Source organism: Streptomyces sp. NPDC045968, assembly GCF_056430475.1.
Genome location: NZ_JBWKLF010000004.1, coordinates 341,749 through 358,765, shown reverse-complemented (window position 1 = coordinate 358,765; position 17,017 = coordinate 341,749). Strand labels below are relative to the sequence as shown.

At 70.7% G+C, this 17,017-nt stretch carries 18 protein-coding genes and 1 tRNA gene; 8 read left to right on the top strand and 11 right to left on the bottom strand.

Translation table 11 applies throughout. The features are described 5' to 3' along the window. The first annotated feature begins 52 nt into the window (after positions 1-52). Positions 53-1,033 (top strand): GlxA family transcriptional regulator, encoded by a 981-nt coding sequence (locus AC07FA_RS14480; RefSeq protein WP_479075608.1) that lies wholly within the window; start codon positions 53-55, stop codon positions 1,031-1,033. Between the two features lie 71 nt (positions 1,034-1,104). Here the strand turns inward: AC07FA_RS14480 and AC07FA_RS14475 are convergent, their stop codons facing one another. The 9 genes from AC07FA_RS14475 to AC07FA_RS14435 form a co-directional block, all read right to left on the bottom strand. After that, positions 1,105-1,842 (bottom strand): D-Ala-D-Ala carboxypeptidase family metallohydrolase, encoded by a 738-nt coding sequence (locus tag AC07FA_RS14475; protein WP_479075607.1) that lies wholly within the window; start codon positions 1,840-1,842, stop codon positions 1,105-1,107. A 160-nt stretch (positions 1,843-2,002) separates the two neighbouring features. Further along, positions 2,003-2,641 carry a peptide deformylase gene (def, locus tag AC07FA_RS14470; RefSeq protein ID WP_479075606.1) on the bottom strand — a complete coding sequence of 213 codons (639 nt, stop codon included), beginning with the start codon at positions 2,639-2,641 and terminating at the stop codon, positions 2,003-2,005. Positions 2,642-2,733: 92 nt separating this feature from the next. After that, the gene (locus AC07FA_RS14465; protein ID WP_479075605.1) at positions 2,734-3,726 is read right to left on the bottom strand and encodes a tetratricopeptide repeat protein; all 993 of its coding nucleotides are present in this window, start codon (positions 3,724-3,726) and stop codon (positions 2,734-2,736) included. 92 nt (positions 3,727-3,818) lie between these two features. Then, positions 3,819-5,036, bottom strand: a complete 1,218-nt coding sequence (locus AC07FA_RS14460) for an HD-GYP domain-containing protein (protein ID WP_479075939.1) — start codon at positions 5,034-5,036, stop codon at positions 3,819-3,821. 26 nt (positions 5,037-5,062) lie between these two features. Next, a complete protein-coding gene (locus AC07FA_RS14455; RefSeq protein WP_479075604.1) occupies positions 5,063-6,496 on the bottom strand; it encodes an HD-GYP domain-containing protein in 1,434 nt (477 codons plus the stop codon). A gap of 175 nt (positions 6,497-6,671) precedes the next feature. After that, positions 6,672-6,992, bottom strand: coding sequence for a mycothiol system anti-sigma-R factor (gene rsrA, locus AC07FA_RS14450; protein WP_479075603.1), 321 nt, complete (start codon positions 6,990-6,992; stop codon positions 6,672-6,674). Then, positions 6,989-7,645, bottom strand: coding sequence for a sigma-70 family RNA polymerase sigma factor (locus AC07FA_RS14445; RefSeq protein WP_195826154.1), 657 nt, complete (start codon positions 7,643-7,645; stop codon positions 6,989-6,991). Before AC07FA_RS14445 ends, rsrA begins: the two co-directional genes overlap by 4 nt. 272 nt (positions 7,646-7,917) lie before the next feature. Next, on the bottom strand, positions 7,918-8,559 hold the full coding sequence (locus AC07FA_RS14440; protein WP_479075601.1) for an alpha/beta hydrolase family protein: 642 nt from the start codon (positions 8,557-8,559) through the stop codon (positions 7,918-7,920). 27 nt (positions 8,560-8,586) lie between these two features. Continuing rightward, the gene (locus AC07FA_RS14435; RefSeq protein WP_479075600.1) at positions 8,587-9,402 is read right to left on the bottom strand and encodes an SOS response-associated peptidase; all 816 of its coding nucleotides are present in this window, start codon (positions 9,400-9,402) and stop codon (positions 8,587-8,589) included. A gap of 53 nt (positions 9,403-9,455) precedes the next feature. On the opposite strand from AC07FA_RS14435, the gene AC07FA_RS14430 reads away from it, so the two are divergent. The 6 genes from AC07FA_RS14430 (at position 9,456) to AC07FA_RS14405 (ending at position 14,570) form a co-directional block, all read left to right on the top strand. After that, a complete protein-coding gene (locus tag AC07FA_RS14430; RefSeq protein ID WP_479075599.1) occupies positions 9,456-10,169 on the top strand; it encodes a M50 family metallopeptidase in 714 nt (237 codons plus the stop codon). A 103-nt stretch (positions 10,170-10,272) separates the two neighbouring features. Then, complete coding sequence (gene aroA, locus AC07FA_RS14425; protein ID WP_479075597.1) at positions 10,273-11,607, top strand: 3-phosphoshikimate 1-carboxyvinyltransferase; 1,335 nt, start codon at positions 10,273-10,275, stop codon at positions 11,605-11,607. A gap of 4 nt (positions 11,608-11,611) precedes the next feature. Next, positions 11,612-12,628, top strand: coding sequence for a ribosome small subunit-dependent GTPase A (rsgA, locus tag AC07FA_RS14420; RefSeq protein ID WP_479075596.1), 1,017 nt, complete (start codon positions 11,612-11,614; stop codon positions 12,626-12,628). Positions 12,629-12,731: 103 nt separating this feature from the next. Then, positions 12,732-13,055 (top strand): DMT family transporter, encoded by a 324-nt coding sequence (locus AC07FA_RS14415; protein WP_479075594.1) that lies wholly within the window; start codon positions 12,732-12,734, stop codon positions 13,053-13,055. Positions 13,056-13,165: 110 nt separating this feature from the next. Continuing rightward, entirely contained in the window at positions 13,166-13,966 is an 801-nt protein-coding gene (hisN, locus tag AC07FA_RS14410) for a histidinol-phosphatase (RefSeq protein WP_479075592.1), read from the top strand. A 202-nt stretch (positions 13,967-14,168) separates the two neighbouring features. Further along, on the top strand, positions 14,169-14,570 hold the full coding sequence (locus AC07FA_RS14405; RefSeq protein ID WP_479075591.1) for a CBS domain-containing protein: 402 nt from the start codon (positions 14,169-14,171) through the stop codon (positions 14,568-14,570). Positions 14,571-14,648: 78 nt separating this feature from the next. Here AC07FA_RS14405 and AC07FA_RS14400 read toward each other — a convergent pair whose 3' ends face one another. Next, positions 14,649-16,118 (bottom strand): catalase, encoded by a 1,470-nt coding sequence (locus tag AC07FA_RS14400; protein ID WP_479075590.1) that lies wholly within the window; start codon positions 16,116-16,118, stop codon positions 14,649-14,651. Positions 16,119-16,261: 143 nt separating this feature from the next. Between AC07FA_RS14400 and AC07FA_RS14395 the strand changes: the two genes are divergently transcribed. Continuing rightward, positions 16,262-16,681 (top strand): Fur family transcriptional regulator, encoded by a 420-nt coding sequence (locus AC07FA_RS14395; protein WP_479075589.1) that lies wholly within the window; start codon positions 16,262-16,264, stop codon positions 16,679-16,681. Positions 16,682-16,813: 132 nt separating this feature from the next. Here AC07FA_RS14395 and AC07FA_RS14390 read toward each other — a convergent pair. After that, a tRNA-Met gene (locus AC07FA_RS14390) sits at positions 16,814-16,887 on the bottom strand. Positions 16,888-17,017: the final 130 nt, after the last annotated feature.

Here is a 17,017-nt window from a genome sequence, read left to right as displayed (position 1 = left end):
CCGGCAGTGGCAGGACTGTCACACAGCATCGAATTACTGCCACACTGTCGTCATGTACAAGCTGAACAACGTCGCCGTTCTGCTGCTCGGCGAGGTACACCCCTTCGAACTCGGCGTGCTGTGCGAGGTCTTCGGCCTCGACCGCAGCGAAGCGGGGCTGCCCGTCCACGACTTCGCGGTGGTCTCGGCGGAGGGACCGGTGCTGCGGACCCACGCCGGATTCACCATCAGCACCCCGTACGGTCTCGACCGGCTCGACGAGGCCGACCTCGTCGCCGTCCCCGCGAGCAGCCGCTTCGCGGACCAGGAGTTTCCCGAGGAGGCCCTGGACGCCCTGCGCCGGGCCGTGGACCGCGGTGCCCGGGTGCTGAGCGTCTGCTCCGGCGCGTACGTACTGGGGGCCGCCGGGCTGCTGGACGGGCGCCGCTGCACCACCCACTGGCGTCATACGGCCCAGCTGGCCCGCCGCTTCCCCCGGGCCGTCGTCGAGCCCGATGTGCTGTACGTGGACGACGGCCCGGTCATCACCTCGGCGGGCACGGCGGCGGGCATCGACGCCTCGCTCCACCTCGTCCGGCAGGCGTACGGGCAGGAGGTCGCCAACTCCGTCGCCCGCCGTATGGTCGTGCCGCCGCACCGCGACGGCGGGCAGGCGCAGTACATCGAGCGCCCGCTGCCCCGGGCCGCGTGCGACACGGTCGGCGAGACGCTCGCCTGGATGGAGCGTCACCTCGACCAGGAGATGACCGTCGAACAGCTCGCCGGTCTGGCCCACATGTCGCCGCGCACCTTCGCACGCCGCTTCCAGCAGGAGACGGGGACGACTCCGTACCGCTGGCTGCTGCGTCAGCGGGTCCTGCTGGCCCAGCACCTGCTGGAGACCTCCGACGAGACCATGGACACGATCGCCGGCCGGACCGGCTTCGGTACGGCGGCGGCGCTCCGCCACCAGTTCGTACGTTCGCTCGACACCACGCCGAACGCCTACCGCCGCACCTTCCGCGGCCCGGCCCTGATGCCCGAAGTGGCCTGAGCACCCGGGCGCGGGGAGCCCCGTCCGGATTCCTTCCGGACGGGGCCCCCACGAACGGTGGAGAGGCGGGCTCAGATTCCGCAGCTGGACGCCGACCAGAAGTGACTGGGCCCCTGGTTGACGTGGACGTGGTCACCGTGACCGGCGTAGCCCGGGCCGAGAATCCCGTTGAAGCCGTGGTAGCGGGCCTGCTTGGCGAGGGTGCACAGGGCGTGCGGTCCCGAACCGAGGTCGACGGCGTCACCGTACAGATGGCGGCTGTTCGATGCCCCGCCGACGGCGGAGTTGCAGGAGTAGGACCGGAACCCGCTGGTGACGCGGATGGACTGGTCACCGAGCGCGTGCCGGAGCGCCTCCAGCTTCCACATCGAACTCAGGGCGTTGGCCTTGGCCGTGCCCGCGGCGACCGCCCCGCCGGCCCAGGTGCTGTTGCAGGTGTTGAGCTCGGGGTACGTGAAGTGGATCGGGGTGCAGTCGTCGTCCTGGAGCGCGTAGAGCTTGGACTGCGTGGCCGCGCCGGCGATACCGTCGGCGGCGAGGCCGTAGGCGGACTGGAAACGCTTGACCGCCGCGGTGGTGGCCGGGCCGTACGAGCCGTCGATGGCGAGCACCGCGTTGTATCCGGGGTATCCGGCCACGCGGATCTGGAGCTGGGTGACATCGTTGCCGGTCGCGCCGGGCGAGAGGGTCCGGGTCCAGGTGAAGCAGCCGTCGGCCTGTGCGGGGCCGGCGGTCAGTACGGCTCCGCCGATTGCAAAAGCCATGGCCATGACAAGACTGAGCAGGGCGTGCGCGGTGCGTCTGAGCATGGGAACTCCCTACCACGGTGAGGTGTTGGGGGTGAGACTGTCGGACGAGTCGACGCGCGTCAACTACCCCTGAGAAAACAGCGGTTGAGACCCCAGAATGCGAGCGGGGCCCTGTCACCGGCCGTACCGGTGGCAGGGCCCCGTCCACAGAGCGCGGGACTCAGTCGTTGGGGACGACCTCGTAGCGCGGCGTGCCCTCGGCCATCTGCCGCAGCGCGTCCTTGCGGTCGCGCTTGGAGAGCCGGTCGATGTACAGGTAGCCGTACAGGTGGTCCGTCTCGTGCTGGAGGCAGCGCGCGAAGTAGCCGTTGCCCCGCACCCGGACCGGGTTGCCCTTCGCGTCCTGCCCGCGCACCACCGCGTAGTCCGGGCGGGCCAGCGCGGCGTACGCCGTCGGCACGGAGAGGCAGCCCTCGTTGGAGTCGTCGAGGACGCGTTCCCCCGGCGGCAGCTCCTCCAGAACCGGGTTGCAGATCGCGCCGACGTGCCGCACGCCGTCGTCGTCCATGCAGTCGTAGACGAAGACCTTGAGGTCCACGCCGATCTGGTTGGCGGCCAGGCCCACGCCCTCCGCCGTCCGCTGGCTGGCGAACATGTCGTCGATCAGCGCGGCCAGCTCGTCGTCGAACGCGGTGACGTCCTTGCACTCCTTGTGGAGCACCGGGTTGCCCACGACCGTGATCGGCCGCGAGGTGCCGCGCTCGCGGTACGCCGCCTCACGCGCCTCGCAGTCCTCGGTGTCGACGAGGAATCCCTCGTCGTCGACGCTGATCTGCTCGTCCGTCTCCTGCTGCGCCATGTCCGCCGTACGCCTTCCTGCAAACCTGAAACCCGTGAACTTCGGGAAAACCGGCACCGGAATTCGGTGCCCGTACAGCCTACGGGCACCGCTCAGCAGACTTCTTCGAGATCCCGCCACTCGCGGCTGTCCGGACTGTCCGCGACCCAGCCGTCCAGCAGCCCGCGCACCAGAGCCGCAGGCGCCGCGAGACCGCATTCGCGCTCCGGCACCCAGAGGTCACCGGCCGTGCGGTGGCCCAGCGGCCCCGGGTGGCCCGGCTCGCTGTGGTCATGCGGATCGAGGTGCTCGCCGTCGCCCTCGTCGCTCTCCATCCGGCTCTCCGAGCAGGTCCGGCACAGCAGCCTTACGGATGACGACCAGTCCTCGGCGGCGAACCCGGCGTCGGACGCCAGCTGCTCCAGCGCGTCCCGGTCCGCCTCGGTGGCGGCCTCCAGGAGGACGACCCAGGTGGGTACGGGAGAGGGCGCCCACAGCTCGATCTCGTCGAAGACGGGATACGCGGGCCCGGCGGCGGTGACCCGCTCGCCGTGCGGCACCCCGTCGTGCAGGACCACCTCGCCCCAGCGCCGCCCGGACGAGGGCAGCGGGATCGACAGCACCTCCATCCGGGCCGGGTCGAGCCTGCGGCCCCACACGACCTCGGACTCGCCCTCGGGCGACAGCCGTACCGCCGCGCTGCCCAGCTCCATGCCGAGCGGCTCACTGGTGGCCGCGGAGCCGTGCTGCCCGTTGCCCGGGACCTTCAGCCCGTACGCCTGCCAGGCCCGGCGGGCCAGCGGCCAGTCCTGGAGCGCGGTGGCCGCGATCCCGACGTTCCACCAGTCCGGCGCCCCGGACTCCCGGTCCAGGAGCGCGACGGCCCGCAGACCCGCGGCGCGGGCCTGCTCCCAGTCGTGCCTGAACTTGTGCAGCAGTGCCAGATTGAACCAGGACTCGGAGAGCCAGGGTTCCAGGTCAACCGCGCGTGTCAGCAGCGCCCCCGCGTCCTCGTACCGGCCGTCGCCGATCAGCGTGAACGCGCGGTCCGTGGCCTGCCGCCAAGAGGCGGAGGGCCTATGCCGTACCTTCCCGAAGATCCTCACGATTCCCGCCTGTCCCGACTGGACACCCTCGTTTTCCGCTCTACTTTCGCATCCAACCATGCCCGGCCGGACGCCCGCTCATTACCCATGGGTTACCCAGGCCGGACCTGGGTCAGACCGCCTCGCGCCAGGACTCCGGCCAGCGCTTCCACGACCTGGGGCTGGTAGTCGTGACCGGTGCCCAGCCTGAGCTGTTCCAGAGCACCGAGCGGCCCGATGGCGCTTTCCCCGCACAGGTCGTCGTATGCGTTGACCGCCCGGACGATCCTGGCGGTCAGGGGCTGCTCCCGGTAGGGGTCGGCCTGCTGCTCCACCACCACCGCGACCGCGGTGTCCACCCCGGTCTGGCGGACCACCGCCCCGCCCAGGAGCGCGATCCGGCGCTGGTCGGCGGCGGGGAGAGTGGCGGTGGCCCCCTCGGCCACCGGGTCCACGAGCGAGAGCTGGCCGATGTCGTGCATCAGCGCCGCGTACTCCAGGACGGTCAGGTCCCGCCCGGACAGGCCCAGCTCCCGCCCCACGGCGGTGGAGAGCTCGGCGACCCGGCGGGCGTGCCCGTGCGGGGTGTATCCGGCGATCTCGGTGGAACGGGCCAGGGAGGCGATGGTCTGCCGGTAGGTCGTGCGGATGGCCGCGTACCGGCGGTAGGAGACCTGGGTGAGCAGCAGCGGTACGCACAGGACGGGCAGCGCCCACAGCCCCGCGACGGCCACCCCGATGGCCATGACGGCGCCGGTCGCGCAGACCGCCGAGCCGATGCCGATGAGGGCCCGCAGCTCGTCGCGGAGCAGCGGGCCGTACGGATAACGGGTGCGCGAGTGCAGCAGCAGGGCGGCGAGCACGGCGTCGCACAGGGCGGTCAGGGCCAGCAGCAGAAGCAGGAAGAGCCCGAAGTACGGCCCCTCGCCGAACCAGCGGCCGGACTGGCCCGAGTTGTAGAGGGGCTGGAAGCACACGGCCGCGAACGCGACCGTCAGGATGCGGCGGGCCGCCAGATCGGGGCCGGGCCCGCTGCCGCGCGCCACATGGGGCACGGCGGCGAGGAGCTGCGCGGCGACGACGACGGCGACCACCTGGAAGGCTCCGTGGGTGGTGGGTTCCCCGCCGCTGCGTCCCAGCAGGGCGTACGCGAGGGCTCCGGCGGCGCCGAGGGGCGCGGGCTCCCGCTCACCCGGCAGCGCGCCCCAGCGGGCCAGCTCCCCGGTCACCACGAGGGCGGCGAAGGCGAGGGCGTGCCCCGGTTCGGCGATGCCGTGCCAGAGGGTGTGGGCGAACGCGGCAATGGTCAGGACCAGCGCGGCCCCCCGCACGGCCGGCACAGCGGGACGCAACGGCCTCACCCGGAGCGCTCCCCGGCCGGATCAAGCCCGTCCGGCGATGGAGGAGAAGGCGGCTGCCCGACGCCCCCGGCATCCACGTCCCCGCCCTCCCGCCTCGGCACCGGCATCCGCACCGGCACCTCGTCCGCCGTCACAGCCGTGGCCGCCGCCGACCACCCGTGCCGAGCGAGCCCCCGCGCCAGCGCCCCCACCATCTGCGGGTCGAACTGGCTGCCCGCGCACCGTTCGAGCTCCGCGACGGCGGCCGGTACGGGCCGCCCCCGCCGGTAGGAGCGGGTGGAGGTCATCGCGTCGAAGGCATCCGCGACGGCCACCACCCGGGCGAACTCGGGGATCTGCCGCCCGCTGAGGCCGTACGGATACCCGCTGCCGTCGAGCCGCTCGTGGTGGTGCAGGATCGCCGCCCGGGCCTCGTCCAGGAAGCCGATGCCCCGGACGATCTCGTGTCCGTACTCCGGGTGCAGCTCGATGATCCGGCGCTCCTCCGGTGTGAGCGGACCGTCCTTGCGCAGGACCCGGGTGGGAACGCCGAGCTTGCCGACGTCGTGCAGGATTCCGGCGAACCTGAGCGCTTCGAGCCGGCCCTCCTCCATGCCGATCTCGCGGGCGATCAGGACGGACGCCCGGCCCACGCGCTCACTGTGGCCGCGCGTGTACGTGTCCTTGATGTCGACGGCCTGCACCAGCGCCCTGATCGTCGCCCGGTGGGCGGCATGCTCACGGTGGTACTGGGCGAAGACCCAGCAGGAGATGTACATCGGCAGCAGGACGAAGAGCGCGGACAGCGGCCCGTACGAGCTGCGCCACAGGACGGCCATCATCAGCCCGGCGAGCGCGTGCACCAGGTGCGGTCCCAGCGAGTGGGGCAGCAGCCCCCGCCACGCGTGCCGGGCGGCCTGCCTCTCGGCCGTGACGAGGATGCAGCCGTCCAGTGCGGTCAGGACGAGGCTGAAGACGAGGGCCGCGGCGCAGGCGGGCAACAGCGCGTACGGGAAGTCCGGGACGCCCAGGGCTCCGCGGCCGCCACCGCCGAGGGCCCCGGGCCCGCCGAGCACGGAGTGGGCCCACGAGGCGGCCCACACGGCGAGCGAGAGCTGTGCGGCCCGCCAGACGCGGCGGGCGGCGAAGGGTGGCTGTTCCACCCGGCCGGCGAGCGAGCCCGGGACCGCCACGAGCGCGGCGGCGGCCGGAGGCAGCAGGAACGCGGCCGCGAGCAGCAGCGGAAAGAACGATCCCGCGCTGATCGGTACAGAGCTGCCGAAGAAGGGACAGCGGCCGGGAAGTTCGCAGACCAGGTACAGCGCGGCGAGAAGGGCGAGGGTGCCCCAGGGGGTACCGGCGCCCGGGGCCCACGCCGGCAGGGAACACAGGAGCGCACAGACCACCGCGCCCAGAATGCAGACGCGCGCCGCCCCCGGTGTTCTCCTCACCCGTACCGCCCGCCCCCCGCGTGGTCAATGGAGGCGCCAGGCTAGCGAGTTGGGCGGCCGACCGAGCCCCGATGAGTCCGATTAGCACATTCGGGTGACGGGCGAGGGACCCTGGTGATACGCCCGAGGGCACGCCGTGCGACGGCGTGCCCTCATGTACGGCGGTGGTGCGCGGTTACTCCGCGGCGGGTGTCGGCATCCCCGCACCGTCCATCGACACGTCCTGCTCGGGCACCGCCTGCCCCGAGCGGATCAGGTCGATCCGGCCCATCACCTTCGAGCGCAGATCGGTCGGGACGTCGTCCTGACCGCAGCAGCGCTTCACCAGCTTCTTCACGGCCTGCTCCAGGCCGTACTTCTCCAGGCACGGGGAGCACTCCTCGAAGTGCACCTCGAACTTGGTGCAGTCGCCCTCGGGCATCTCATGGTCGAGGAACTCGTAGAGATGATCGAGAACCTCTGAGCAATCCGTCTCGTGCGGCTCTCCGCAGCTCATGAGGCCGAGCCTTTCCGATCGTCCGACTCGCCGGCACCGGCGGGCACGAGCCCGCGCTCACGGGCGTAGTCCTCCAGCATGCCGCGCAGTTGCCGGCGGCCGCGGTGCAGTCGGGACATCACCGTACCGATGGGAGTCCCCATGATGTCCGCGATCTCCTTGTAGGCAAAGCCCTCCACGTCCGCGAGATAGACGGCGATGCGGAACTCTTCGGGGATCGCCTGGAGCGCGGCCTTCACGTCCGAGTCCGGCAGATGGTCGAGCGCCTGGGACTCGGCGGAGCGCAGACCCGTCGACATGTGCGACTCGGCGCGCGCCAGCTGCCAGTCCTCGATCTCCTCGGCCGCACTGCGCTGGGGCTCGCGCTGCTTCTTGCGGTAGGAGTTGATGAACGTGTTGGTAAGGATGCGGTACATCCACGCCTTGAGGTTCGTCCCCTCACGGAACTGGTGGAAGGAGCCGTACGCCTTGGCATACGTCTCCTGGACCAGGTCCTCGGCATCGGCCGGGTTGCGCGTCATACGCAGCGCGGCCGAGTACATCTGGTCGAGAAAACCGAGAGCGTCCCGCTCGAAACGTGCGTTGCGCTCGGCGGTCGTCTCTTCTGCGCGGCCGTCGTCGGTCCCTGTGTCGGTCCCAGTGACCGGACCCACCTCCTCCAACGATGTGGCGGAGCCGAAACCGGACCCGCTCGAATCGGAGAATAGTCGACCTTGCTTCGAGGCGGGCTGTCGATCCGATCCACTCCGTGCCCGCTCGGGAGCGGTCTTGGCCGCATGCAGCACCGTCCACTCCAGATCAGCGGTGTTCGAGCGGCGCGGGCAGATGGTCGAACCCATGCGACGGACTCCCTCTCCACAAACGGCGTTGTTGTACCGACGTCCCGAACAACAGTGGTCCCCCACACATCATTCCCGGGGCTACGTCACACCAGGGAGGCCAGCCACGGGGTCACCGCACCGGTGATGACGGCCATCACCTGATCCTCGCTCAGGCCCGACCGCTTCGGTACGGCGAAGCCGTGGTCCCCGTACTCCACCTCGGCGAGCCCGTACTCCCCGGGCGGGAATTCGGCGGGCCGCCCGAACGGGTCGTTGCCGCCCTGCACGACGAGGGTGGGTACGCCCGTGCCGAGGAGCTCGTCCGCCCGCGACTTCTCCGGCCTGCCCGGCGGGTGCAGCGGGAAGCTGAGCGCGAGGACGGCGCGGGCGCCCAGCTCGGACGCCGTACGGCAGGCGACCCGGGCGCCGGCGCTGCGCCCGCCGGCGACGACCGGCAGCCCCGGCGCGCTCAGCGCGGGCCACAGCCCCCGCCATCCGGTGTCCAGGGTCCTGGGGGCGGGCGCGACCTTCTTGCCCGCCACCCGCCACGGCTGCTCCACCAGGGCGACGCCCACTCCCTCGCCGGGCAGTGCGGCGGCGAGGGCCTTCAGGTCGCGGGCCTCGATGCCGCCGCCGGCGCCGTGGCCGAGGGCGAGCACGAGGCGCGCCTTCGGCGGAAGCCTCCAGGTGATCCGGGCGGTCCCGGCGTCCGTGTCGACCGTCTGCACGTTCTCTGCACGACTCACAGGGGCCATCCAATCAAGCCGGGCCCCTCAGAACAGCGTCGCCACCTCGGGCGCCGCCAGCTCCGCCAGCAGCTCCGGCCCGTTGTTGCGGACGTTGCTGACCTCCGTGGCCACCGGATAGGCCCGCATCAGCCCGCCGGGCGGCGGGGTGAGCAGCCCCTTCAGCTCCTCGACGTCGGTGCGCGAGGGGTCGAGCCAGGCGTCCCACCGGTCCGGGGTGAGCATCAGCGGCATCCGGGGGTGGATGTCGGCGAGCGCCGAGGGCCCTTCGGCGGGGGCGACGGCGAGCGGGGACGTCTCCGCCTCGGTCGTGATCACCGAACAGGTCACCCACCACGCCTGGGGGTGGTCGTCGGGAAGGGTGCGGTCGCGCCAGAACTCGTACAGTCCGGCCATCGCGAAGACCGATCCGTCGGCGGGCGTCACGAAGTACGGCTGCTTGCGGGGCCGCTTCTTCCTGCCCTTCTCCTCCAGTTGGCGTTCCTCGGCGCCGGTGACCCACTCGTAGTAGCCGTCGGCGGGCAGGATGCAGCGCCGCGAGGCGAAGGGGCGGCGGAAGGACGGCTTCTCGTGCACCGTCTCGGCGCGGGCGTTGATCATGCGGGCGGCGCCCTCCGGCGACTTCGCCCAGGAGGGCACGAGTCCCCACTTCAGGGCGCGGAGCTGGCGAACCGGGCGCTGATCGTCCGCGTCCTTCACAGGACGTTCCAGTACGGCGTAGACCTCCTTGGTCGGCGCCACGTTCCAGTCGGGCTCCAGGGCCTCGGCCGGTTCCCACTTCTCGATACCGAAGAGCCCGGTCAGATCCTCGGGCCGCCGACTCGCTGCATACCGTCCGCACATAAGTGCCAGACTGCCACGACCTCCCGTCACGAACGCAAGGAGCCGCCCGGCCTATGGACAGCACCGATCTGGGCGATCTGTGGGATCGCGTCTTCGGTACCCAGCCGCTGCCCGAGCAGTGGCTGGTCGTCGTGACCGCCACGGTCGCGCTCGTCGCCGTCGTACCGAATCTCATATGGCGGCTCTCGCGGAACGCGATCACCATCGCGCACGAGGGGGGTCACGGGCTCGTCGCCCTGCTCACCGGGCGGCAGCTCTCCGGTATCCGGCTGCACTCGGACACCAGCGGGCTGACCGTGAGCCGCGGCAAGCCGACCGGGATCGGCATGATCCTCACGGCTGCCGCGGGGTACACCGCGCCGCCGCTGCTCGGCCTCGGCGGGGCGTGGCTCCTGGTCAACGGCCGGATCACCCTGCTGCTGTGGCTGGCCACGGCGCTGCTCGCGGTGATGCTGGTGATGATCCGCAACGTGTACGGGGCGCTGACGGTGATCCTCACCGGAGCGACCTTCCTGCTGGTGTCGTGGCTGGCCTCGGCCGCCTGGCAGTCACTCTTCGCGTACACCGCTGTCTGGTTCCTGCTGCTGGGCGGCGTCCGTCCCGCGTTCGAGCTGCAGTCCAAACGGCGGCACGGCGGTGCGCCGGATTCCGACGCGGACCAGCTGGCACGGCTCACGGACGCGCCGGCCGCGCTCTGGCTGTTCCTGTTCCACGCGGTGTCCCTCTGCTCGCTGATCGGCGGCGGGCGCTGGTTGCTCGGTCTGTGACGGCCGACGGCCTCGCGCGGCCCCTACCACCCTCACGTTACGCACCGGTTTCCACCTATTTGATCAGGATCTGGGTTTGCGGGAAGCCACTAAAGTGAGGGCCATGACCGAAAGTTCCGTGCACCCCGCCCTCTGGCCCGCCCCCCACGCGAGCGGAGCCGTCGACGCGACCGTCACCGTGCCCGGATCGAAATCGGTCACCAACCGGGCACTCGTCCTGGCCGCCCTCTCCTCCGAGCCCGGCTGGCTGCGGCGCCCGCTGCGCTCCCGCGACACCCTGCTGATGGCCCAGGCGCTGCGCACGATGGGCGTCGGCATCGAGGAGGGCGTCGGCCCGGACGGCTCGGGCGAGGCCTGGCGGGTCATCCCGGCCGGGCTGCACGGCCCGGCCACCGTCGACGTCGGCAACGCCGGTACGGTCATGCGCTTCCTGCCGCCCGTCGCCACCCTCGCCGACGGCCCCGTCCGCTTCGACGGCGACCCCCGCGCCTACGAGCGCCCCCTGCACGGGGTGATCGACGCGCTGCGCACCCTCGGCGCCAGGATCGACGACGAGGCACGCGGCGCGCTGCCGCTGACCGTCCACGGCGCAGGCGCGCTGGACGGCGGCCCCGTGGAGATCGACGCCTCCTCGTCCTCCCAGTTCATCTCGGCGCTCCTGCTGTCGGCCCCCCGCTTCAACCAGGGCGTCGAAGTACGTCACACGGGCTCGACGCTCCCCTCCATGCCGCACATCCGGATGACCGTGGACATGCTGCGGACCGTCGGCGCCCAGGTCGACGAGCCGGAGACGGGTGGCGAGCCCAACGTCTGGCGCGTCTCGCACTCGGCACTGCTCGGTCGCGACCTGACCGTCGAGCCGGACCTCTCCAACGCACAGCCGTTCCTGGCCGCCGCGCTGGTCACCGGCGGCCGGATCACAATCCCCGACTGGCCGCTGCGCACCACCCAGCCGGGTGACGCGCTGCGAGAGATCTTCACCGCGATGGGTGGCAGCTGCGAGCTGACCGAGCGCGGCCTCACCTTCACCGGATCGGGCCGCGTCCACGGCATCGACGTGGATCTGAGCGAGGTCGGCGAGCTGACCCCGGGCATCGCCGCCGTCGCGGCCCTCGCCGACTCCCCGTCCACGCTGAGCGGCGTGGCCCATCTGCGGCTGCACGAGACGGACCGGCTGGCGGCGCTCACCAAGGAGATCAACGAGCTCGGCGGCGATGTCACCGAGACCGCCGACGGTCTGCACATCCGGCCGCGCCCGCTGCACGGCGGCACCTTCCACACGTACGACGACCACCGGATGGCCACGGCCGGTTCGATCATCGGCCTCGCCGTACCGGGTGTGGAGATCGAGAACGTGGGCACGACCGCGAAGACCCTGCCGGACTTCCCGGAGATGTGGACCGCGATGCTCGCGTCCACCACGAAGGCCGGGGCCTGACGACATGCGCCGCTACGGCAAGAATCCCGACGAGGACGACATCCGCGTCCGCCCGAACCCCAAGGGCAACCGGCCGCGTACCCACACGCGGCCGAAGCACGAGGAGGCCCAGGACGGCATGGTCCTCACCGTCGACCGGGGCAGGCTCACCTGCCTGGTGGACGGTCGCGCGGTGACGGCGATGAAGGCCCGCGAGCTGGGCCGCAAGGCCGCCGTGGTGGGTGACACCGTCTCCATCGTCGGCGACCTGTCCGGTGAGAAGGACACCCTGGCCCGCATCGTCCGCATCGGGGCGCGCCGCTCGGTGCTCCGTCGCACGGCCGACGACGACGATCCGTACGAGCGCGTGGTCGTCGCCAACGCGGACCAGCTGGCGATCGTCACCGCCCTCGCCGATCCGGAACCGCGTCCGCGCATGATCGACCGCTGTCTCGTCGCGGCGTACGACGGCGGGCTCACCCCGCTGCTCGTCCTCACGAAGTCGGATCTGGCGTCGGCGGACGCGCTGCTCGCCGCGTACACGCCGCTGGGTGTCCCCTACATCGTGACCAACCGCGAGGAGCTGGAGAACGGCGACGCGGCCGAGCGCGTGCGCGAGCAGCTCAACGACCGGATCACCGCCTTCGTCGGGCACTCCGGGGTCGGCAAGACAACCCTGGTCAACGCCCTGGTGCCCAAGGACAAGCGGCGTACGACCGGTGTCGTCAACGCGGTCACGGGCCGTGGCCGGCACACCACCACGTCGGCGCTGGCCCTCCCGCTTCCGGACGGGCGCGGCTGGGTGGTCGACACCCCGGGAGTGCGTTCCTTCGGACTCCACCACGTCGACCCGTCCCGGGTGATCCTGGCCTTCCCGGACCTGCAACCGGGCACCGAGAACTGCCCCCGAGGCTGCACACACGACGAGTCGCAGCCGGAATGCGCGCTCGACGCCTGGGTGGCCGAGGGCCACGCCGATCCCGCGCGGCTCGACTCGCTGCGCCGGCTGCTCGCCACCCGGGAACGGCGCGAGGGCGACTGACGGTTTCACGCGACTCGCGTACGTTTACGGGCTCCCACGACTGGTAAGTGCATAATCGCACCAAGCGAGACGAAGCAGTCACTACGTGGGAGGGAAACCGGCGATGGCGTGGCTGCTGGTCGTGGTCGCAGGATTCCTGGAGACCGGCTTCGCGGTGTGTCTGAAGCTCTCGCACGGGTTCACCCGGCTCTGGCCGACGATCGCGTTCTGTGTGTTCGCGCTCGGCAGCTTCGGACTGCTGACGCTCTCCCTGAAGAAGCTGGACGTGGGCCCGGCGTACGCGGTGTGGACCGGGATCGGCGCGGCCGGTACCGCGATCTACGGGATGATCTTCCTCGACGACGTCGTGTCGACGCTCAAGCTGGTCTCCATCTCGCTGGTGATCGTCGGCGTGATCGGTCTCCAGCTCTCCGGCTCCTCGCAATGAGCCTCTGACCTGCTGGCGAACTCGTCGCGGAGGGCCTGCACGGCCCTCGCGCCGGTCCGGGCCGCCGGGGCCCTGTAGCCCCGGTGGGTGGCTGTGGATACTGTGACGACATGCCCGATTACCACGATGATCTGCGTCTCGCCCACGTACTGGCGGATGCCGCCGACGCGGCGACGATGGACCGGTTCAAGGCTCTCGATCTGAAGGTCGAGACCAAGCCGGACATGACTCCGGTGAGCGAGGCCGACAAACACGCCGAGGAGCTGATCCGCGGCCATCTGCACCGGGCCCGCCCCCGTGACGCGATCCTCGGCGAGGAGTACGGGATCGAGGGCACCGGCCCCCGGCGCTGGGTCATCGACCCGATCGACGGCACCAAGAACTACGTACGCGGTGTGCCGGTGTGGGCGACGCTGATCTCGCTGATGGAGGCGGGGGAGAACGGTTTCCAGCCCGTGGTCGGCGTGGTGTCGGCCCCCGCGCTGAACCGCCGGTGGTGGGCGGCGAAGGGCGCGGGCGCGTTCTCCGGCCGCAGCCTGACCTCCGCGACCCGGCTTCACGTGTCGAAGGTGGAGCGGATCGCGGACTCCTCGTTCGCGTACGCGTCGCTGAGCGGCTGGGAGGAGCAGGGGCGCCTCGACGGCTTCATGGACCTCACCCGGGCCTGCTGGCGGACGCGGGGATACGGGGACTTCTGGCCGTACATGATGGTCGCCGAAGGCTCGGTGGACATCTGCGCGGAGCCCGAGCTCTCCCTGTGGGACATGGCCGCGAACGCGATCATCGTCCAGGAGGCGGGCGGGAGTTTCACCAGCCTGGACGGAGTCTCCGGCCCCGGCGGCGGCAACGCGGCGGCCTCCAACGGACTGCTCCACCACGAGCTGCTGGGCTATCTCAACCAGCGCTACTAGGCACGACCTCGAGCACGGCCGCGCCCCGGCAGACGGCTCCGCCGGGGCGCGAGGGCCGTGGGCCCGCGCTCCCGCACGCCCCTCGGTCCTTCTCTCCCACCTCTTGTTGACCGCGCCCAAGGGTGCAACTCTGAGAGTCCCCCCACTTGTGAACTTGTGAATCGGCTCACAGAGTCGGCTCACCGAGGAGGTGGCTCCTTTCATGCTCGTCCGTGACGCCATGAGCACGATGGTCCTCACCATCGGCCCGACCCACACCCTCCGCCAGGCGGCCCGGCTGATGTCGGCGCGTCGCGTCGGAGCAGCCGTCGTCCACGATCCGGACACCTGCGGGCTCGGCATCATCACCGAGCGCGACATCCTCGACGCGATCGGCTCGGGACAGGATCCCGACCTGGAGACCGCGTCCGCCCACACCACCACCGACGTGGTCTTCGCCGCCCCGGCCTGGACGCTCGAAGAGGCCGCGGAGGCCATGACGCACGGTGGTTTCCGGCATCTGATCGTGCTGGACCACGACGGCCCGGTAGGCGTCGTCTCGGTGCGCGACATCATCCGCTGCTGGGCGCCGGCGAGGCGCCACCCGGTGGAGCTGGCGATCTGAGCCCTGACCGCCCGTACGAACGACGGGTGGGCCGGACCCCCCGAAGGGAATCCGGCCCACTGGTGACAGCCGTCCGTACTAGCCGCGCAGGGCCTGGACGGCGGCCTCCAGGCGCTTGCCGAAGTCGCCGTCCGCCTGGCGGAAGTTGTTGATCGCACGCTCGGCGATGTCGTCGCGCGAGACCTTGGCGATGAACCCGGCGAGGTTGTCGATCAGACGGGCCTTCTCGTCTTCCGAGTACAGCCGGTAGAGGTTCCCCGCCTGCACGAAGTCGTTGTCCTCCGCGTGCACGGGGGCCTCGTGGTTGCCCGTCGTGCCGGTGACCGTGACGGGCTGCCACAGCGGCCTGTCCGTCTGGAAGGGGCCGCCGAAGCTGTTCGGCTCGTAGTTCTTCGCGCCCTTGTGGCGGCCGTCGTACAGATGCCCGTCACGGCTGTTGGTGCGCGCCTCGGTGGCGCGCGGGCGGTTCACCGGCAGGTGGTCGGCGTTGATGCCGACCCGGTAGCGGTGGGCGTCGCCGTACGCGAACAGACGGCCCTGGAGCATCTTGTCGGGGGAAGGACCGATGCCCGGCACGAAGTGCGCGGGGCTGAAGACGGACTGCTCGGTCTCCGCGAAGACGTTCTCCGGGTTGCGGTTGAGCTCCAGCTTCCCGATCTCGACCGGCGGGTAGTCGGCGTGCGGCCACACCTTGGTGAGGTCGAACGGGTTGAAGCGGTACGTGGCCGCGTCGGCCGCCGGCATGATCTGGACCTGCACCGTCCAGGACGGGAAGTCACGGCGCTCGATGGCCTCGCGCAGGTCGCGCTGGTGGGAGTCGGGGTCCTCACCGGCGAGCGCGTTGGCCTCGGCCTGCGTCAGGTTCTTGATGCCCTGGTCGGTCTTGAAGTGGTACTTGACCCAGAAGACCTCACCGGCCTCGTTGTTCCACTGGTACGTGTGCGAGCCGTACCCGTTCATGTGGCGCAGCGTGGCCGGGATGCCGCGGTCACCGAAGAGCCACGTCACCTGGTGCGTCGACTCGGGCGACAGACCCCAGAAGTCCCAGACGTTGTCCGCCTCCTGGGAGCCGGTGTACGGGTCGCGCTTCTGGGTGTGGATGAAGTCCGGGAACTTGATGGCGTCCTTGATGAAGAACACCGGGGTGTTGTTGCCGACGAGGTCGTAGTTGCCCTCTTCGGTGTAGAACTTCAGCGCGAAGCCCCGGGGGTCGCGCACCGCGTCGGCGGAGCCGAGGTTGCCCGCGACGGTGGAGAAGCGCAGGAAGGTCTCGGTCTTCTTCCCGACCTCGGAGAGGAACGCGGCACGCGTCCACTGCGATACGTCGCGGGTCAGCGTGAAGGTGCCGTACGCACCGGCGCCCCGGGCGTGCACGACGCGCTCCGGGATGCGCTCACGGTTGAAGTGAGCGAGCTTCTCCAGCAGCGCCTGGTCCTGGAGGAGGACCGGCCCGCCGAAACCCGCGGTCTCGCTGTTCTGGTTGTCGGCGACCGGCGCGCCGGCCTCCGTGGTGAGCGGTCCCTGCGTCACGTGCGCCTCCTGCGTCATGTCCTGCGCAGCATCGTTTCCTGCACAGCCTGTCCCTTGGCGTGAGCCGTACTCGATCCTACAATGGACATTGTCTAAGTCAAGCGCACATCCAAAGTCACACCCATTCGGGATGTGGCTCCTCCACTGTTAGGCTGGGCCTCATGAGTGACCTGTTGGAACGACTCCGAGGACGCGGCTGGCGCATGACGGCGCAGCGGCGTGTCGTGGCCGAGGTCCTCGACGGCGACCACGTCCACCTCACGGCGGACGAGGTTCACGCGAGGGCCGTCGCCAGGCTGCCCGAGATCTCCCGGGCGACCGTGTACAACACCCTGGGCGAGATGGTGTCGCTCGGTGAGGTCATCGAGGTCTCCACCGACCGCCGGGCCAAGCGGTACGACCCGAACGCCCACCGCCCGCACCACCACTTGGTGTGCGCGCGCTGCGGCGCCATCCGCGACGTACACCCGTCGGGCAACCCGCTCGCCGACCTGCCGGCCGCCGAGCGCTTCGGCTTCACGGTCTCGGACGTCGAGGTCACCTACCGCGGCGTCTGCCCTAACTGCGCCGCGACGGCCTGAGCACTCCTGAAAGACGCCTGGGCACTCCTGAACGACGAAGGGCCGCAGTGCTTGCGCACCACGGCCCTTCACCCGTTCACGTAAACGACCGAGGCCCGAATCCCTTGTCAGGATTCGGGCCTCGGTCTTCAGTAGCGGGGACAGGATTTGAACCTGCGACCTCTGGGTTATGAGCCCAGCGAGCTACCGAGCTGCTCCACCCCGCGTCGTTGAATGCAACATTACGTTACCCCGCCGACCAGTGCAAATTCATTCGGACGGCGGTGGGGGGGGGGGGGGGGGGGAGAAAGCACCCCCAAGCCCAATCGGCTCCCTTTTTTGCATCCTTCTCCTGTG